The sequence below is a fragment of the Pseudomonas sp. 9AZ genome (assembly GCF_902506525.1).
Taxonomy (GTDB): Bacteria; Pseudomonadota; Gammaproteobacteria; order Pseudomonadales; family Pseudomonadaceae; genus Aquipseudomonas; species Aquipseudomonas peli.
Window position 1 is genome coordinate 393,068 of the sequence record NZ_LR733840.1, and the last position, 18,322, is coordinate 411,389.

At 57.6% G+C, this 18,322-nt stretch carries 14 protein-coding genes; all 14 read right to left on the bottom strand.

Going from position 1 to position 18,322, the window contains the following annotated elements; genetic code table 11:
* Positions 1-13: 13 nt before the first annotated feature.
* Complete coding sequence (locus ALTER154_RS01965; RefSeq protein WP_090248242.1) at positions 14-1,486, bottom strand: sigma-54 dependent transcriptional regulator; 1,473 nt, start codon at positions 1,484-1,486, stop codon at positions 14-16.
* Between the two features lie 236 nt (positions 1,487-1,722).
* Positions 1,723-2,019 carry a flagellar protein FliT gene (gene fliT / locus ALTER154_RS01970; RefSeq protein ID WP_160085041.1) on the bottom strand — a complete coding sequence of 99 codons (297 nt, stop codon included), beginning with the start codon at positions 2,017-2,019 and terminating at the stop codon, positions 1,723-1,725.
* Positions 2,020-2,046: 27 nt separating this feature from the next.
* Positions 2,047-2,427: a flagellar export chaperone FliS gene (fliS, locus tag ALTER154_RS01975; protein WP_160085042.1), complete on the bottom strand. Its 381-nt coding sequence runs from the start codon at positions 2,425-2,427 to the stop codon at positions 2,047-2,049.
* A gap of 72 nt (positions 2,428-2,499) precedes the next feature.
* Entirely contained in the window at positions 2,500-2,892 is a 393-nt protein-coding gene (fliS, locus tag ALTER154_RS01980; protein ID WP_090248247.1) for a flagellar export chaperone FliS, read from the bottom strand.
* A 2-nt stretch (positions 2,893-2,894) separates the two neighbouring features.
* Entirely contained in the window at positions 2,895-4,355 is a 1,461-nt protein-coding gene (fliD, locus tag ALTER154_RS01985; RefSeq protein WP_160085043.1) for a flagellar filament capping protein FliD, read from the bottom strand.
* Positions 4,356-4,432: 77 nt separating this feature from the next.
* Positions 4,433-4,825 (bottom strand): flagellar protein FlaG, encoded by a 393-nt coding sequence (locus tag ALTER154_RS01990; protein ID WP_160085044.1) that lies wholly within the window; start codon positions 4,823-4,825, stop codon positions 4,433-4,435.
* A gap of 72 nt (positions 4,826-4,897) precedes the next feature.
* Positions 4,898-6,382 (bottom strand): flagellin, encoded by a 1,485-nt coding sequence (locus ALTER154_RS01995; RefSeq protein WP_160085045.1) that lies wholly within the window; start codon positions 6,380-6,382, stop codon positions 4,898-4,900.
* Between the two features lie 291 nt (positions 6,383-6,673).
* The gene (locus ALTER154_RS02000; protein ID WP_256665379.1) at positions 6,674-11,722 is read right to left on the bottom strand and encodes a glycosyltransferase; all 5,049 of its coding nucleotides are present in this window, start codon (positions 11,720-11,722) and stop codon (positions 6,674-6,676) included.
* Positions 11,723-11,835: 113 nt separating this feature from the next.
* The gene (locus tag ALTER154_RS02005; RefSeq protein WP_160085047.1) at positions 11,836-12,906 is read right to left on the bottom strand and encodes an NAD(P)-dependent oxidoreductase; all 1,071 of its coding nucleotides are present in this window, start codon (positions 12,904-12,906) and stop codon (positions 11,836-11,838) included.
* Position 12,907: 1 nt separating this feature from the next.
* Entirely contained in the window at positions 12,908-13,777 is an 870-nt protein-coding gene (locus ALTER154_RS02010) for a class I SAM-dependent methyltransferase (RefSeq protein WP_160085048.1), read from the bottom strand.
* Complete coding sequence (locus tag ALTER154_RS02015; protein ID WP_160085049.1) at positions 13,771-14,601, bottom strand: SDR family oxidoreductase; 831 nt, start codon at positions 14,599-14,601, stop codon at positions 13,771-13,773. The genes ALTER154_RS02010 and ALTER154_RS02015 overlap by 7 nt, the downstream gene beginning before the upstream one ends.
* Positions 14,594-15,649 (bottom strand): Gfo/Idh/MocA family protein, encoded by a 1,056-nt coding sequence (locus ALTER154_RS02020; protein WP_160085050.1) that lies wholly within the window; start codon positions 15,647-15,649, stop codon positions 14,594-14,596. Before ALTER154_RS02020 ends, ALTER154_RS02015 begins: the two co-directional genes overlap by 8 nt.
* Positions 15,646-16,527: a sugar phosphate isomerase/epimerase gene (locus tag ALTER154_RS02025; RefSeq protein WP_160085051.1), complete on the bottom strand. Its 882-nt coding sequence runs from the start codon at positions 16,525-16,527 to the stop codon at positions 15,646-15,648. The genes ALTER154_RS02020 and ALTER154_RS02025 overlap by 4 nt, the downstream gene beginning before the upstream one ends.
* A 2-nt stretch (positions 16,528-16,529) precedes the next feature.
* Positions 16,530-18,320: a thiamine pyrophosphate-binding protein gene (locus ALTER154_RS02030; protein ID WP_160085052.1), complete on the bottom strand. Its 1,791-nt coding sequence runs from the start codon at positions 18,318-18,320 to the stop codon at positions 16,530-16,532.
* Positions 18,321-18,322 lie beyond the last annotated feature (2 nt).

Genomic DNA, 18,322 nt, shown 5'->3' on the forward strand with positions numbered 1-18,322 from the left:
TGACGCAGAAAGGTCAGTCGTCCAGCCCCTCATCATCACGCCGGCTCATGCCGTACTTGCGCATCTTCTCGACCAGGGTGGTGCGCCGAATACGTAAACGCTCGGCAGCACGCGCCACTACACCACTGGCATCGTCGAGCGCCTGTTGAATCAAGCCCTGCTCAAGGTTGCCCAGGTAATCCTTCAGATCCAGGCCTTCCGGCGGCAGCATGGCCATCGAATCCACACCCGGCAGACCGGCGAGGATAGTCGCGCGCTCATCCAGCTCATCACGCAAGCTAGCCACCATGTTCTCGTCTTCATCGTCGACATGGCGGAATTTCTTCGGCAGCTCGCCCACGCCAATCACGCCATAGGGATGCATGATCGCCATGCGCTCGACCAGGTTGGCGAGCTCGCGCACGTTACCCGCCCAGTCATGCCGGCACAGCGACATAATCGCAGCCGAGTTGAAGCGGATGGAGCCGCGCTTCTCGAACTCCATGCGCGATATCAGCTCATTCATCAGCAGCGGGATGTCCTCGATACGCTCACGCAGCGGGGCCATCTCGATAGGGAAGACGTTGAGACGGTAATACAGGTCCTCACGGAAGCTGCCGTCCTCGATCATTTTCTCGAGGTTCTTGTGCGTGGCCGCAATGATCCGCACATCGGCGCTCTGGGTCTTGTTGCTGCCGACGCGCTCGAAAGTGCGCTCCTGCAATACGCGCAGCAGCTTCACCTGCATCGGCAGCGGCATGTCACCGATTTCATCGAGGAACAAGGTGCCGCCATTGGCCAGCTCGAAGCGCCCGGCACGGCTGGTGATAGCACCGGTGAATGCGCCCTTCTCGTGACCGAACAGTTCGCTCTCAAGCAACTCGGCAGGAATTGCACCGCAGTTAACCGGTACAAAAGGCGCTTCCCGACGCTTGGAGTGGTAATGCAAGTTACGCGCGACCACTTCCTTGCCCGTGCCCGATTCGCCAAGGATCAGCACGCTGGCCTCGGTATCGGCCACCTGCTGCATCATCTGTCGCACTTGCTGGATGGCCCGACTGGTACCAACCAAGCTGCGGAACAGGTTGGTCTCACGCTGACGGCCACGCTCACGAGCCTGGTCGTACATCTCGCGGTAAACCTGGGCGCGGTGCAACGAGTCGAGCAACTTGTTGTAGCTCATCGGCATTTCCAGCGTCGCCAGCACACAGCGGCGCTGCTCTTCTGGCCACTCGGCAGCGACCTGATCGTTAATCAGCAGCGTCGGCAGGAACTCATCCCAGACGGCCAGCTGTTTCAGCATCTCTAGCACGCCACCTTTGGCTTTCACTTCACCAAGCAAGACGCTGAGTACTTCACGACTAGACCCCAATTCCGCGACGCATTGACGCCAGTTTTGACTGTCACACGCCAGATGATCTTCACCGAGAAAATTCAAGATCACCGTCAAGTCGCGACGGCGCTCGCTGTTGTCGTCAATCAGGAGGATTTTGGTTTCACGCCACATAATTTATTTACTGATCCTGGAGTGAAAAACGCGCCCGCCGCCTAAACATCGCTCAACCCAGCGCCGGCAATTGGCCAGTAGTTAAGTCAATTTTTTGTTAATAGTCAATTTAATGGCGTGCTTTTTATTGGACTCGCCAAGCAAACTCAGCTTGAGCAACAACTTAGGGGAAATGGAGAGAAGATGAAGCGTTACCAGAAGGTCGATACTGGACAGCATCGACCGAAGACAGCCAATCAACCAAATAGCTGATAGACCTTGGCACCTTGTTGCGACTGGTTCAGCTGAACGAGCTCATGGGCCAAGCGCTGCTGTTCGGCTTGGCACACATTCACCAGTTCGCGATAAAGATCCAGCAACTCCTGCATGCGCGCACGCAGGGTTTCTTCATCGTTCGCAGATTCAACCATCGCTTCGTCAACAGCCAGGCGGCACTGTAGGTCTAAATCGCCAATGGCGGCCCAATCCTGACTGGCCAACGCAGTGCGCAATGCGCTACCGGTTTCTTCAAGACGCTGCACGGATGAACTCATAAACAATTCCTCAGGCGGGAAACAGCATCACTCAGCGATAGCATCCCAGCCAGCTTTTACATTACGCAGCAGGCCTGCAACTTCATCAAGCGGCGCGATCTCATTCTGCACATTGGCATCCACCAAGCGTGTGGCCATGTATTCGTACAGACTATCGAGATTGGCAGCGACTTCACCGCCTTGCTCATGGTTAAGACCTTCACGCAAGCCGCCAATAATACCAATGGCCTTGCTGATCAGCTCGCCCTTGAGGGCGACCTGGTTGCGCTCCATCGCACCACGCGCTTGCGCCAAACGCGTCAGCCCACCTTCCATCAACATCTGAATCAAGCGATGTGGGCTGGCTTCAACAGCCTGAGCCTGAGTGTTGACGGTTTGATACTGCTTGAGAGCCGCCATAGCGTTCATCGTTGTTCTCGCTGTTCTGTTTACTGAATACCTTGGGTATCGGCGCTGCAGAACAAAGCTTTAGCAACGAAATCAGTTTCCTACAGCTGGCTCAACCTCTGGACCGATGGCGTCCCATGCGCTCTTGATTTGCTCAAGCAGCGCCTGAACCTCATCCAGCGTACGCGGCGTACTGTCGACTGCTACGCCCGCCAAACGACGCGTCATATAGTCGTAGAGTGAATCCAAGTTCTCGGCAATCTCACCACCCAGCTCTTTGTCCAAGCTGGCCTGCAATACACCCAGGATAGTGATGGTGCTGCCAACAGCCATACCGCGAATCTCGGCATCGCCCTCAACCTGCGCATGCTTAGCCAACATCACGCGCTGCAGTGCCCCCTCAAGCAACAACTGAACGGTGCGATAGGGCGAAACATCATGACTGGTATTGACCTGTTTATAGGTGTCGATCGGTTTCTTGCTCATTACTAATCCTTTTTAACGAAGCCTGGCAGGCTGGCAAGTTGGTTGGCCAGGCTCTCGCTGGTTTTCTGCAGACGCCCTACAAGGGAATCCATAGCGTTGTATTGGGCATAAAGACGCGTTTGCAGACTCTCGACTCGAACAGCCAATGCTTTGCGCTGCTCATCGACACCAAGCTTGGTGACTTGCAACGCATCAGTACGTTGCTTAAGTACACCTGTAGCGCCCACATAAGCGCCAACAGAGTTGGATAGACGCCCCATCAGGCCATTGTCACCGGCAAGATAACCGGCCACTTGATCGAAATTACTATCCAGCTGCTTGGTTAACGTCGTGTCATCAATCTTGAGCTGACCGGTTTTCCAATCAGAGGTAATGCCCAAACCTCCAAGCGCTTTAACACCGCCTTCGCCGGTGATATTGACCATTTCGTTACGCAGGCTGGACAACACATTTCGTATGGACGAATCACCGAGCAGAGGGCCGGTTACCGGCTTACCGCCATCGACTGGAACGACAGCAGTCAATTGCGACGTTGTACTGATCAACGCGTTATAAGCGTCGACAAACTTTTGCAGGTTGCTTTTCACTGCGCCTTTATCGACGCCAACAGTGACACTGATGGTTTTACCATCGGCTAAATCAGTGGCGCTCTGCGCTGCAGTCAGATCCAGCGTCACCCCTTCTAGAGCGTCTTCAATGCGGTTGGTATTGCGCACCAGCTCCAAACCATCAATCGATATCTTGGCCGACTGAGCCTTGGTGATCACACCACCAGCACCCGTAGTGGAATTAGGTTTAAGGAAGGCATCGGCATTGCCGGGGTCGACCGTCGGAGCAAACGCCTGAGAGGTCAACGCGTTGGCTCCAGTGGTGACATTGTCTTCGCTGGCTACGACCTGAATATCATTGCCTGCACCACTTTTGGTTGAGTTCAGCACCAGCCGCGAGCCCGAATCATCCGTGATGATGGTTGCACTCACACCACTGCTTTTACCCGCCTCGTTGATTGCATCGCGCATACCCGCCAGGGTGTTATTGCCAGAGGTAATGTTGACACCGAAGCTAGAACTGCCCGTAGAAATAGTCAGTGAACCGCTGTTGAATGTAGCGGTATTACCACCCGTGACCGACTGCAACGCTACCTTGCTGCTGGTCGCCAACTGCTTGACCTGCACGTTGTAATTGCCTGCAGGGGCGGTAGTAGATGCGGTAACTTTAAGAGCGCTGGTATTGGAGGAACTCGCCGTTCGCGACTCGAATAATGAAGGCTTATTCAGCGAGTCGACGGCAGTTTTGAAGGTATTGAGCGCGCTGGTCAGCGAGCCCATGGCTGAGATGCGTGCAACGGTGGTTTTCTCGAGACGGTCCAGCTGGTTGGTCTTGGGTGCTCTTTCGGCATTGACCAACGCTGTGACGATTTCGTCGATTTTGATTCCTGAGCCAATGCCCGTAATCCCGACCATGCTTCACCTCGCCAAAATAATGACTGCAATCACGCTAGATAAGCGTTAACAGTCAAAAGCTGTGCCAACCTTGTTGGCTAGGCCTCAGCTTTGAATAACAAACTACGGACCTCCGAAAGATTCTCTGCCAACTGCAGCGCTTCTTCAGAAGGGATTTGCCGGATCACATCACCCGACCCTGCATCGGTCACTTTAACCACGACACGCCCACTACCTTCTTCAAGGGAGAAATTGAGACTGCGACGAACTGATTGGACAAAGTCCTGAATCGTCGCAACTGCCGCTTCAACCTCTTCACGAGAAGCCGCAGGGCCGCTCTCTAACTGTGTAGCGCTTCCAGTTGTAGCGTCTTCAGAAGGCTTACGCTCAACACCATCGGCACCAACCTTGGCAGATGGACTGGGCGTACGCTCTGCTTTAGAAGCAACAGCGGTGGATGCCGACGAAACCTGAATTGAACTAATGTCCATAACTTTCTCCTCAGAATGAGGGAACGGGGAGAAGAGCTAAGCCCTTCTCCCCGCAGTCTAGCGCGTTTACCCTTAGCCGAGCAGGCTGAGCACAGCCTGTGGCAACTGGTTAGCCTGGGCCAAGATCGCAGTACCAGCCTGCTGCAGGATCTGATTTTTGGTCAGTTCCGAAGTTTCAGCAGCGAAGTCAGTGTCACGAATCCGGCTGCGAGCTGCAGAGGAGTTCTCAGAAATGTTCTGCAGGTTCGAGATGGTGTTCTCGAAACGGTTCTGAACAGCACCAAGCTGGGCACGCTGGCTATCGATGTTAGAGATCGCACCGTTGATGATACCCAGCGCATCCTGAGCACCCGTCGCTGTACTGATGTCGATGGTGTTGACCGCATCCAGCTCACTGAAACCATCAGCGCCCAAACCACCACTCAGACCGTTCACACTGAAGGCATCAGCTGCTTCAAGCTGAACTTGACCGTCAGCCCGCGCGCCGCCACCAACAGCAATGGTAGCTGCAGTACCTACATCGGTCTCACCGTCAAAACTCTTAGTCGTCAGGCTCGCACCGCCTGAACCCGCGTAGTTGCTGATGCTGATCGCATCGCCACGGGAGCTGACCAGCTCGATGGTGCTGCCTTTGGAAACAGCCGAGATGCCCGTTTTACCGGTTTCACGGTTGATCGCATCGGCCAGGGAAGACAGGTCGGTCAGATCGTTTACAACGGCAGAAACAGTAGCTGAGTCAGTTTCAAGCGACTTACTGGTCAGGCCAGACAGGTCGAAGGAAACAGTACCCGAAGCAGTGATACCACCCAATGTGGCAACGGTACGAGCGTTGGCAGTTACGCCGGTTTCGTCGCTCTTAGCGTTGATGGCACGAGCCACTTCACTCGCCGAGCCGCTGGCTGTACCAGCAATGGCTACATCACCGTCGGACAGTTTGGAGTTGATATTGAAGGACGCATCACCGTAGGCACTACCCGAGGTGGCGCTGAACGCAGCACCCGACGCAGTAGCAGCTGCGGCTGCACCATCAGTGGTAAAGCGGTTGATACCGATACGATCAGTGGCTGCAGAACCGATCGAAACGCTGATTGTTTCGTAGGCGTTTGCACCCACCTGGAAGCTTTGCGAACCGAAAGAACCATCAAGAATCTTGCGACCACCGAAGCTGGTGGTTTCAGAAATACGGTTCAGTTCTTGTTGCAACTGCGACACTTCGCCTTGCAGAGCGGCACGTTCGGTAGCACCGTTGGAACCGTTGGCCGACTGCAGAGCCAAGTCACGAATACGTTGCAGAATGCCAGTCGACTGCTGCAGTGCACCTTCAGCGGTTTGCGCCAGGGAGATGCCGTCGTTGGAGTTACGGGTCGCAACGTTCAGACCGTTGATCTGGCTGGTCAGACGGTTGGAAATCTGCAAGCCGGCGGCGTCATCCTTGGCGCTGTTGATGCGGAAGCCAGTGGACAGGCGCTGCAGCGAAGTGTCCAGGCCTTTGGATGAGCTGTTGAGGTTACGCTGGGTGTTGAGTGACGCTACGTTTGTGTTGACTGTAAGGGCCATGGTGTTTGCCTCCAAAGGACCGTGCTACTGAGTTTGTCTGAGCCTGCGAGCTTCGGGCCTGCTTTGCTCAGACGCCCCATAAAGTTCGCATTCGATCTTTATATCGGCGGCCTTAGGAACAGCTTTAGCAACTCGTTCTATTTTTTTTTCCGCAGATAGAACAATTACTTAAGTGGCAACACCGAGAAAAATTTGGTATCTGCCGACATCCCGACGGCAAATACCAAATTTTTTCACACACCAAAACAGCTTTATTAATGCATCACACAAACCGACAGCATGTTGTCGGCATCAATCGGGCAACCATGAGGCTCTCCACGCCTCAATATTTGCCCCATCCAGCATCCAGCCATCCTGTACCTGACGACGTAGCTCATCGCCCATCCTGGCACTCGCCTCCAGATCACTGATGTGCATACGAATGGCGTCGACCCAATCCTTGAAACGGTTTTTCACCCGAGTTACCGGCAATGCGCCCTGGTAGCACACCAAGTCACTGCAAACCACCGGGAAACCACACGCGCCGTACTCAAGAAGACGCAGGTTGCTTTTGCATTCGTTGAACAGGTTCTGCTCGACTGGTGCCAAAGCCAGATCCAGATCCAGCCGGGCCAATGCGGCTGGGTACAGATCAATTGCAACGCCGGCATGCAACTCCTGTACATAAGGGCGAATTCGGTCCGGGCACATCCCCATAAACACCCATTCGACTTCACCTGCCAGCTCTTTGACCACGTCAGTGATCAGTTCAAGATCACCGGTATGACTGACACCACCCGCCCAACCAACGCGAGGTTTCCTGCCGCGTTGCCGCTTGGATGAGAGGCCGCTCCACCAATCCACCGGCAAGCGGTTCTCAACCACCCGAATGTCCCCATGCAAGCCGGCAAAGGCCTCAGCCAACGGCGCAGTGGATACCGTGAAGCGGTCAACAAAGCTCAGCCCCTTGCGCAGCGACTTAAGTATGTCTTTTGGCATCTGCGGACGATGCACGCTTTTGAGTGGCAGGTTGGGCAGGTAATCGTCCAACTCATAAATGGTGAAAGCGCGCGAGAACTTTTTGATCCGCCGCATCGCATCCAGCCGCTCATCACCTATTTGTCGTTGCAGCACAATCACGTCAGGATCAAGACGTTCCAGATCCGGCACCTGCAACAGCCCAATAGACATCATGCCATCAACCATTCCGTGCTCTTTAAGCGCCGAGAACGGTTTGATCACACGGTAGTTACCGCAGCCAAAGGGGTCCGCCGGATGCGCCAGTACCACTGGCAGTGGGCGCCAACTTAGTGGACGCCAGGTCAAACCGGCGTCAGCTTCTAAATCAAAACCGCGCCCGCTTAGCGCCAGATTACGGTTGTAAGCAGGATCACGTGCAATATCGGGCAGGTGACGCTCGTAGAGAGCATCCTGCTCAGCCACGTCAGCCTCTTGGTATACATGGTCATGCATTAACACCGCATGAGCAGCCCATACGGTCAGGTAACCCGCTGAACGCACCCGAAGGCAGAAATCGACATCACGGTAGGCACTCAGCGTGGTATCCAACCCGCCGACTTGATGATAGATCTCAGCGCGGACCATCAGGCAGGCATCGCTGACGGCGCTGTAGTTCTGATCGACCTGCAGACGCTGGAGGTAACCCGCGCTGTCCATTGCCTCACCGGCAAAAGCACGACCTGCAGGACCGCGCAGCCCGAGCAGCAAGCCAGCTTGATCAATACGCCCATCACCGCTCAGCAGTTTGCCGCCGACGACACCGACTTCAGGACGCTGCGCATGATTGAGCAACTCGTCCAGCCAACTGTCACTCACCGCGACCGCCTCACCAGACAACAACAGCAAGTACTCGCCTTGAGCTGCCAGGGCAGCCTGATGCTGGGCCTGGGTAATATCCGCAGCTGCAACAACCCGGAGCCGGGCATCTGCCAGATCAGCAATACCCTGCAGCCACACCTGAGTATCCGCATCCATCGCTTGATGGGCGCCGAACAGGATCTCGTAATGCCCGTAGCGGGTTTTCTCGAGCACACTGTCCAGGCAACGCTGTAGACAGACAAGGGACGTGTCGACCGCAATAATGATCGATACCAGCGGTGTATTCGAATGGCCGTAATCAATGCGATAACGCGCAGGCAACCCCGGAACAACCCGAGCCTGATAGCCACGCTGAGCTAGATGACGCTCAATAACGCGCCGCTCATCCGGGTTATCCTGCAGCGCAGGCGCATCCGTGATCAGCAGTGGTTCATCGACATGCCCGAGACCAACCAACCCTTCCTGCTCGATGAGCCGGGTCAACAGCTCGAACTCAAATGCCTCGGGAAACTCGGCGTCGAAGGCACCGGCAGCGAGGAACATATCTCGGCGATACAGCCAATGACGCGCCATGACCAGCGGGAAACTGAGCAGTAGATCGAGGTTGAACCCTGGCAGAAAGGCGCCACCCAGGCTGCCATCAGGCAAGCGCTGCAATTGGTCACCATAAATTGCACGGCACTCCGGGTTTGCCGCCAGCTCGAGCCCGGCGACCATCAGGCCACTGGGGGTGAACTCATCGCCGGCGTGGGCCAGCATGAACCAGGCAAAATCGCTCTCATTCACTACGCGGTTAATCTGAGACGCCAGGGTTTCATCGCTCAGTCGAACGAAGTGCAACTTATCCGCCGCAGAGGTTTTCGGTACATCAGCGCTACTGGTCAGTACCACGATCTTCAGAGTGGCATACAGGCAGCGCTCGCCGATCAGGCTCTTTAGGGTTTGCATCAAAGGCGGCGATTGCCCTTCAAGATCAAGCACGATGATGCCGATTAGCGGGCCGCCATTTTGATCCTGAAGGTATTCATTAATCAGGCGATTTTCCGTCTCGGTCGGAATACGCTCCGCCAGCCAACGCTGCAGAGTAGGTATTTTGGAGCGTACTTCCACCGATACGCCCAGACGTTGCAGCATATCCCCACGTTCATGCGTCAATACCTCACTGTCCGAGCCGGGGTAACGCTGATACAGCAGTTGATAAAGCGCCGGGAAGTTCTTCCGCTCCCGACCCAGCATGTGATCGTCACTAGGACTCTGCTCACGCGTATGAACTTCACTGGTCACAACCGGCACATGAACAAATGGGTAGCGCGTGGCCAGACGCAAGAGCATGTCCCAGTCCTCGAACGCGGCGAGGCCGGTGTCGAACTCGCCTACGGTCGCCAGCATCTGCCGTGGATGCGCCCAGGTGTTAACCGGGATGTAGTTCTGCACGAACAAGCGGTCGCGGTCGAACACCTGATGCTTGAACGGCTGACCACGGCCCAACTCGAGCCGCTGCCCGTTTTCCAGCTTCTCGTTGACGTACTCCACGCCGGTATAAATGACACTGCCCGGATACTGTTCAAAGGCTTCGGCCAGCACCGCCAGGTGATTGGGCAAGTAGATGTCGTCGTCGTCGAGGTAGACGATGTAACGCCCACGCGCCAGCGCCAGCCCCGCGTTGCGCGCCGCTGAGAGGCCCTGGTTGCGCCCCTGGCGGATGTAGGTGATTGGGAAGTCATAGGCAGCCAGCAGGTGCTCGACCGGCTCGCCGTTGTCATTGATCAGGATGACTTCAAAATCGCGCAGGGTCTGGGAGCCCACACTGGCCAAAGCGTCCTTGAGCAGATCCGGGCGGTTGTAGGTGGTGAGGATGATGGAGAACAGAGCGCGCTCGCCAAGCGCGGCCAGTGCTTCGAGCCGCACACACAGAGACTGCACGCGCGCACCCAACGGCGAATGCTTTTCATTGGGGTACTGGCCAAGCCGTCCGCGAAGATGCGCCGCGACATCCAGTTCTCGCCCGCTTAACTGACGTTCGGCGCCGCGCTCGAATACACCCTCAACAATGAGAATGTGGTCTTCGAGTGGAGCGGTGGAGGCATAAAACTCCGTGGAATGTTGTTCAGAGTGGACACGATACCCAACACCCGGAATATGAGTGAATATGAAATCCGGGTTACGCTCCGCTAGCTGTACGGCCATATCCCAGTCACCGGCTCCCTTCAGCCTGGGATTCCAAGACCAGCCTGACAACAACGCCTGACGCCTAATGATAGTGGCAGAAGGCGTGATGTAGTTGTCGTATACCAATAAATCAGCGACTTCGTTTCGGTCACCCACATAATCCGTGAGCCGGTGCCCCGGATGGCGTGGCGAAGCCAATGGTGCGGCCTGGTCGTCGATGTAATTTACAGGCGCATAGCCAAGCGCAGACTCAGGGTGTTCCTGCAACAACGGCAACAATCGAAGAAAATGACCGCTGAGCAATATGTCATCGGCCATGAGTACTGTCATGAATTGCCCGGTCGCAATACGCATCCCATTGAGTACATTGTGACTCGGGCCAATATTCCGACGGTTGCGCATGAAGCGAACTCGCGGATCAGTCGCAAAAGACTTCATCACCTCGGATGTCTCGTCTAAGGAGGCGTTATCCAGTACCAGAACCTCTAGAGACTGGACGCCCTGAGACAAAACCGAAGCGACGGTCTGCCCAACGAAACGTCCATAGTTGTATGAGGGGATGATGACACTGATCAATGGAGTGCCTCCCCTGACCTGAATCGCATCAGCGGCAACAGCCGCCGTCAGAGCATTGATCCAGGCGTCAATGGAGTATGGATAGCTATCCGAACTCGCCCAAAAGTGCCGCATCGCCTCCACCATCGCCCGATAATCCTCAGGCGCCATGGTGTCGAGAAACAACTCAAGCGTATCGCGATCAGGAAAGCGCCTGCCGTCCACATAGCTGTTTTCCGGGATCCAGGCAGGCACCGGCCAGTCCGCCACGTGCACAGGCACCATGCCATTACGCAAACAATCCAGCCAACAATCGGACAGCCAGCCCGAGACGCGCTCAGCGCCCTCGCAATAGGCGAAATGCGCTTTGCTGACATCATCTATGCCCTCTCGGCCATAAACGGCTACCTGTTCGGTAGCGAATGGACGCGACGCGGGCTGCTCAGCCATCTCAATAGACGGGTTCAGACAAATCTGGCGCTCGTCGCTGAGGGGGTTGCAGCCAGGCATGAAGATGCGTGCAAAGTGGTGCTCATAAACTGCTTCACAGCGCTGTCCGGCATCCAGCAACAACAGGTAACGACGTAGCGGCGACTCGAAACAGACTTTCGGTTCAGATTCACGAGTGAGCACGACCTGTAACAAAGCGTCGAAGCCCTGTGTATCAACGGCCTGCAAAGGCTCGAACAACAAACCATTGGCATCGCCGTATTCGCGCAATTGCGACCAAGGCAATAGCTCACTGAGCCTCTGCCAGTCTTTTTCGTTGAGCAGGGATATCCGCTGTGGATCACCCACTGAGCTACCAGCGACGCCAATCCGCCAAGGCGCCCCAGGACACCGTCCGCCTGCTATGCCTGCCCACTCCATTACGCTTACCTCTTCATATCCCTGCCATCCGGCAAGGCTTATCAATCTACGGTCGATTCACCATAACCATGGGCTCGAGCCCATGCAGCCATGCTGTCTATGGACGCATCCAACGACGTCCACACGTCTAATCCCAGACCACGTGCTCGACTGACATCAGGCACGTAGAACGATCGTCCGCAAGTGTCAGCATTGCCCAGAATCTTTATCGACTTGTCTGGCGCGATTCTGGCCACCACACGCCTTGCCAGGTCAGCGATGCTGATGGCCTGGTCGGAACCCACGTTATAGACCTGCCCTGACTGGCCGCGCAGCAATAGAACCAATAGCCAGCAAGCCAAGTCGGCTCCATGCAGGTAGCTACGCACGGCCTGCCCAGCAGACTTCAGAACGATTGCATCGGCACACAATGCATCGCGGACAAAATTGCCGATTGCAAAGTGCCCATCGAGCGGCAGCCCCGGACCAGAAAATGCGAAACAACGTGCCATGACTACATCAAGTCCATGATCCTTTGCATAAATCGCTCCCAGTACTTCCTGGGCACGCTTGGCCTCGCCATAGGCACTACTGACGCATGAGCTTTCACAAGCCCCCGAATAGTCCTCGCCCACTAGCTGAGAAGCAGACATGACACCGTACTGGGCGCCTGAACCAATGAGTAGAATGCGATCCACGCCACTTTGCGCCCCCAGCTCAAGCACCCTCCGTGCCCCGCCGATGATGCTATCGAAAAGTTCCAAGGGGCGTGCATGCGCCGCAGCGGAAGTATCAGCTGCGGCATGCAAGATCATATCCGGCGCTCTTTGCATGGGTATCTGCAGGTCACGCACGTCCCCCTGCTCCCAGTGCAGCCAAGGTAAGTCACGAAAATACGGCTGTAGTGCGAGAAAGCGCGACGGATTGCGCGACAACGCTGAGACATCGACCCGCATCCCCTGCCCATTGAGCTGCGCCAGGAGAGCCAATAACCACCGCCCAAAGAACCCGGTGGCGCCGGTGAGCAGCAAGTGTTTACCGTCTAACGCCTCGTGCAGACCGAGAGTTTCAGGAATGTTTTGCAGATCAGCACGGATCTGTGCCGAATCAGGTGAAAAGGCTAACTCTTGCATTTCAGGCGCGCCTCGCCAGTACACCGATCACCTGGCTTTGCCGCCACCCCAGCTCCACCGTCAGCAAATGGCTATCGACCAGTACCAATTCCGCACTCTCGAGCAGGCAATGCAAAGCCTGTGGGGTGAAGAAATTGATATGTTCATGCCAATGACGTTTGAGAGCGGCAAGGCCCAGGCTACCTGGATGCCCACGCATGAGAGCTTCATACGGCACTTCCAGATAAACCAGTGTCTGTTCATCCAACGCGGGAAGAATCTGCTTGATCAAGGCCAATGGAAACGGTACGTGCTCCAGTACCTGACTGCAGACGACCAAGTCGTAACACCCTGCAGCGAGTTGCGAAGCGCTTATCCGTTCAACACCCGGCATGAGCTCTACCGAAGAAATATCGTGAACATATAACGCGTTGCTCTGCTGAAGAAAGGGCGTGTTCGACCCACTACCGCCGCCCCAGTCAAGCACGATTGGGCGCTCGGGCAAGTGCGGAGCCAGCCATGACTCAACATCACCGATGTAAGCCTCACGTTGATGATAGTGGCTGGCAATAACGGCATAACCCGGCTCGTAATGATCACGTTGGCGGGTATACGCCTCGTCCCGATAGCCATGGTATAGAGCCGCCATTTGCTCATCGGTAAAGCGATAATCGAGAAACAACACTCCGCAATGCTGGCACTGTAAAGAGTTGCATAGGGTATAGGCCATGCCCGGTCGTAAATCGCGCAAGCCCCACTCCTCGGTTATCTCCACGGGCTCGTGACCAAAAACCCGGTGCGCGACGAAGGGCATCAACACCGCTGGCGAACGCTGCAGCTGATTGCCACCACAGCAAATGCAATGCCGGGCGATCAACTCGCAACTCACCATGTGCTACGTCCTCCATCCATCACCAGATTGGCGCCGTTCATGTAGGTGGACGCATCGGAGCAGAGGAAGGCGATGGCGCCTCGGTACTCGTCGGCCTCGGCCATGCGGCCCAGCGGGATCAGTTGCGTCAGTTTGCTGACGAATACATCGTTCTGCCCGGCGTAGACGCCACCAGGCGAGAGCGCATTGCAACGCACGCCCTGTTCGCACCAGTAGGTGGCCAGGTACTTGGTCAAACCAATCAGTCCATGCTTGACCACCGAGTAAGTCACCGGTTTGACCGGCTGCTGCTCGGCCTCACGCCCATCCACCCGGTACAGCCGTTGATCCGGCGCGATGACGCCCAGGTCGGAGGCGATATTGACGATCACCCCACGCCCCTGCCGCGCCATCTGCGCACCGAAGACCTTGGCGCAGTTAAATGCACCACCCAGCCCGACGTTGAGGTCGAGTTGCCATTGCTCCCAGGGAAAGTGCTCCAGACGGGAGAAGTCCTTGTCACCGGCGCTCTCCACCTTGGGATTGCGCGCGGCATTGTTGATCAGTATGTCCACCCGGCCATGCTCGGCCAAGAGTTGCTGCCCAACGGCCTCGAGTGCCTGCAGCTCGGTGATGTCGACCACGTAGCTCGGAGCCTGGCAGCCAGTTTCTTCGGCCAGCCTGGCGGCGTTAGTGGCCAGGGCTTCGTCATTGATATCCAGCAGCACCGGGATGCCGCCAAGCCCGGCGATGGTCGCGGCATGCTGGTACCCCAGCAGGCCGGCACCACCCGTAATGACGGCCACGCGACCGTCCAGACGGAACAGGCTTTCTACGCTAGCCATGCACGTTCACCTCGCTCAGCGCCACTTCCCTGCCCTCCTTCAGCGAGCGCAAAGCAGCCAACGCCAGGCGCAGGCTCTGCAGGCCATCGTGCAGGCTCACCTGCGGCGTAGCCGAGCCGTTCACGCAATCGAGAAAATGCCGAGTTTGGGCCAGGAACATGTCGTTGCGCACGAAACCGGGGAAGTCGTTTTCCTCGCTCAACTCGCCCTCGGCGCCGTAAACCCGCAAGCGGTTGGCCAGCAGGTCGATCTCGGCGTAGCCGGCGTCGCCGACGATCTTGAAGCAGCGCACCGGCGGGCGTTGCAGGTAATCCTGATGCAGCAGGATGGGGAAGCTGCCCATGGCACCGTCACAGCGCATCAGCGACGAGGCGGTGTCTTCGACGTCGATTTCCAGGTGACTGAGCTGGCCGCCATGGGTGACGATGCTGCGTGGCAGGCCGAAGAACCAGTAGATCAGGTCCATTTCGTGAATCTGCGACAGAACCACACCGCCGCCCTGATCGGCGCGCGCAGCGTACATTTGCCGGTAGTCCTCGTAGCGGTGCCAGTTGGGCAGGTACTCGCCGATTTCCGAACGCACACTCAGCACACGGCCGAAGAAACCGCTCTCGAGTAGCGCCTTGAGGCGCTGTAAACCGGGGTGGAAGCGGAAGTTGTAGCCAACATGGAACGGCAGGCGGCGCTGCTCCACCTCGGCCAGCAACTGGTCGATGCCGGCAAGATCGCTGGCCAGCGGTTTTTCCATGAACACCGGCACCCCCGCTCGCACGCACTCGAGCGCCACCGGAACATGCAGCGAATTAGGGTTGCAGATGAAGGCGGCAGCCGGCTTTTCGGCCAGCGCCTCGGCCAGGTCGTGATGCACGACGATGGCATAGTCGCGTTCGAGGTCGGCGCCTTCGTCGACTGTCAGGTTGTCGCGCAGTTTGATGCGTTGGCCGCGTACTCTATAAGCATGCACCTGCAGCTCATCACCGAGCAGTTGACGCAGGTTGCGCAAGTGGCGCTGGCCGATACCACCCAGGCCACAGAACAGAATCTTCACGATGTCTTTCTCTCATTGAAGGCCGTACCGCGCAGCCAGTCGGATGCGAGTGCAGCCATGCCGGCGAGCCAGCGCGGTTCGTCACCGGCCTCGCCACGGGCGACCTGCAGTACGAAGTCGCCGCGGTAGTCGTACTGGATCAGTTGCTCGCGCAAGCTGGGAAAGTCGGTATCGCCCTGCCCCAACGGTACGGTCGTGGCACCCAGGCGGCGATCCTTGATGTGCACGCTGCCGACGCGCGCGCCATAGGCAGCGAATTCATCCGCCGGGCGATAACCCAGCGAGGCGCTGTTGCCGGCATCGTAGTTGACCTTGACCAGCGGGTGATCAAGCAGGTCGAGCAGCTCACGAAACGCCTGCGGCGCCAAGTCGGTTTCCAGGTGCAGTTCAACGCCATGGCGCTCGGCCTGCGGTAGCACCTGGTGCAGATTAGTAACCACCTGATCACGCTCGCTTTCATCGCGAATGCGCGAGGCGTCGACGAAAGGCAATACCACGCGGCCCACGCCCATTTCCGGACAGATGCCCAGCAGCCAGTGCAAGCGATCGAGCAGTTCGGCGTTCTCGGCCTGGCTGCAACGCAGCATCGGACGGTCCATGAAATAGTCGGCGCAAATCGACACCACGGCGACCCCGTGCTGAGCGAGCAAGCCACGGAGCTCCTCACGCCCTTCGGCCGTTTCCAGCGGGTTGGCGCCTTCGCCGAATAGGTCATAGATCCATTCGATACCGCGCAGGCCGATCTCGGCGGCGCGAGCGATTTCCAGGCGCCAGCCCTGACGCGGGAAGGACTGGAAGCGCCCCGCCTCTGGCGCGCCCAGGCGACCCTGCATGGTGTAAAGACCGGCGTCGGCGTATTGGCTCAGGTAATCGCTCATCTTCAGTCGTCCACCAACGGAATCAGCATGTTGGCGCGCAACTCATCGCGTTCCAAGAAGGGGAAGAGGTCTTCCAGCGGGCTGGAAACCATGGCGCCGTTCTGGCCGATCTTCGAGGTGATGCGCGGGCCGATGGCCTGGTCGGACTCGACCATCACCTCGCACAGTACCGGGCCTTCCAGCGCCAGTGCCTCATCAATGGCCTGACGCAGGTCGGCCTTGCCATCGATACGACGCACCGGAAGGCCAAAGGCTGCAGCCAGAGCGGAAATGTCCGGCAGGGTCAGCCCAGAATCCGGGTCGCAACCGATGGTCTGCTTGAAGTAGCCACCTTGCGAAGCGCGGATCGAGGCATAACCGTTGTTGTTGAGCACGAAGTATTTGATCGGCAGACGCAGGCGGCGCACCACCTCCAGCTCTTGGATGTTCATCACGAAACCGCCATCGCCATCCACCGAGATGGTGCGTCTACTGCCGCTGCCCAGGCAGCCGCCTATGGAGGCCGGCAGGCCATAGCCCATCGAGCCCAGTCCACCAGTCGCCACCGCGCGCTGACCGCGCTTGAGGCGCACCGACAGCCAGAAGGTGTCCAATGCGGCACCGGAACTGCCGGGGATAATCTGATCGCCTTCGGCCATGGCCTCAGACAGGGTTTCGCTGAACACGTAGGTGTTCACGTAGTCGCTCGGTTTGCGGTACTCGGGCAGCACCACCGGGTAGGCGGCCTTCCAGGCCTGGCAGCGCTCGCGCCAGCTCTGGCAATCCAGCGCCTGCGAACCGTTGGCGGCAAGAAGTTGCTGCATAAACACGCGCGCATCGCAGACGAAGCGCTCGTCAGGCATGTTGCCCAGTTTGGCGATTTCCGCCGGATCAATGTCCACCACCACGATCTCGGCCTGACGCGCGAAGTGGCTGCGATTGAAGCCGGTAATGGAAAAATCCATGCGGCAACCGATGGCTAAGACCAGGTCGGCGTTCTGCACGCTGAAATTGGCACCACGCTGCGCCACAGTGCCACAGCGGCCGACGTAAAGTGGGTGTTCGTATTCGAGCAGATCCGCGCCGATCCAGGTAGTCAGCGTCGGCAGTCCCAGCGTCTCGGTCAGCTCGCGCATGGCGATTTCGCCGCCGGCAGCATGCACGCCATTGCCCACTAGCAGCACAGGGCGTTTGGCCTGACGCAGGCGTTGCACCAGTCGGTGCACGGCGGCTTCGTCCGGCACTGGCGACTGTTCATCCGCTTCAGGGGTAAAGCCGACCAACTGCTCCGGCGCGATCTCGGTAGCCTGCACATCCAGCGGCACATCGAGCCATACCGGGCCCTTGCGCCCGTTGAGCATCAAGTGCAGCGCCTTCTCCAGCTCATAGCGCACGCGCAGCGGATCGAGCAGGCACACCGCATACTTGGTCAGTGGCGTGACCACACTGACGATATCCAGCTCCTGGGTGCCGAGCTGACGCAGGCCGCTATCTCCCTTGAGGTCGGCACGCTTGACCTGTCCGGAAACGAACAGTGCCGGTGTCGACTCGAACCAGGCACCGGCCAGGCCGGTTATGGCATTGGTCGCGCCGGGGCCGGAAGTGACTAGGCAGGTACCGAATTTACCGCTGGTACGCGCATAGCCTTCGGCGGCGATCGCGGCGCCCTGCTCATGGAGCATGCTCACGGCAGTCAGCCGTGGTTGACGCAGCAAGGCGTTGTTGAGGTGCATGGCCCCGCCACCCGGCAGGAAGAACACATGCCCGACGCCCTGGTTGGCGATGAATTCGAAGATGTAATCGGCAACGCGCATGG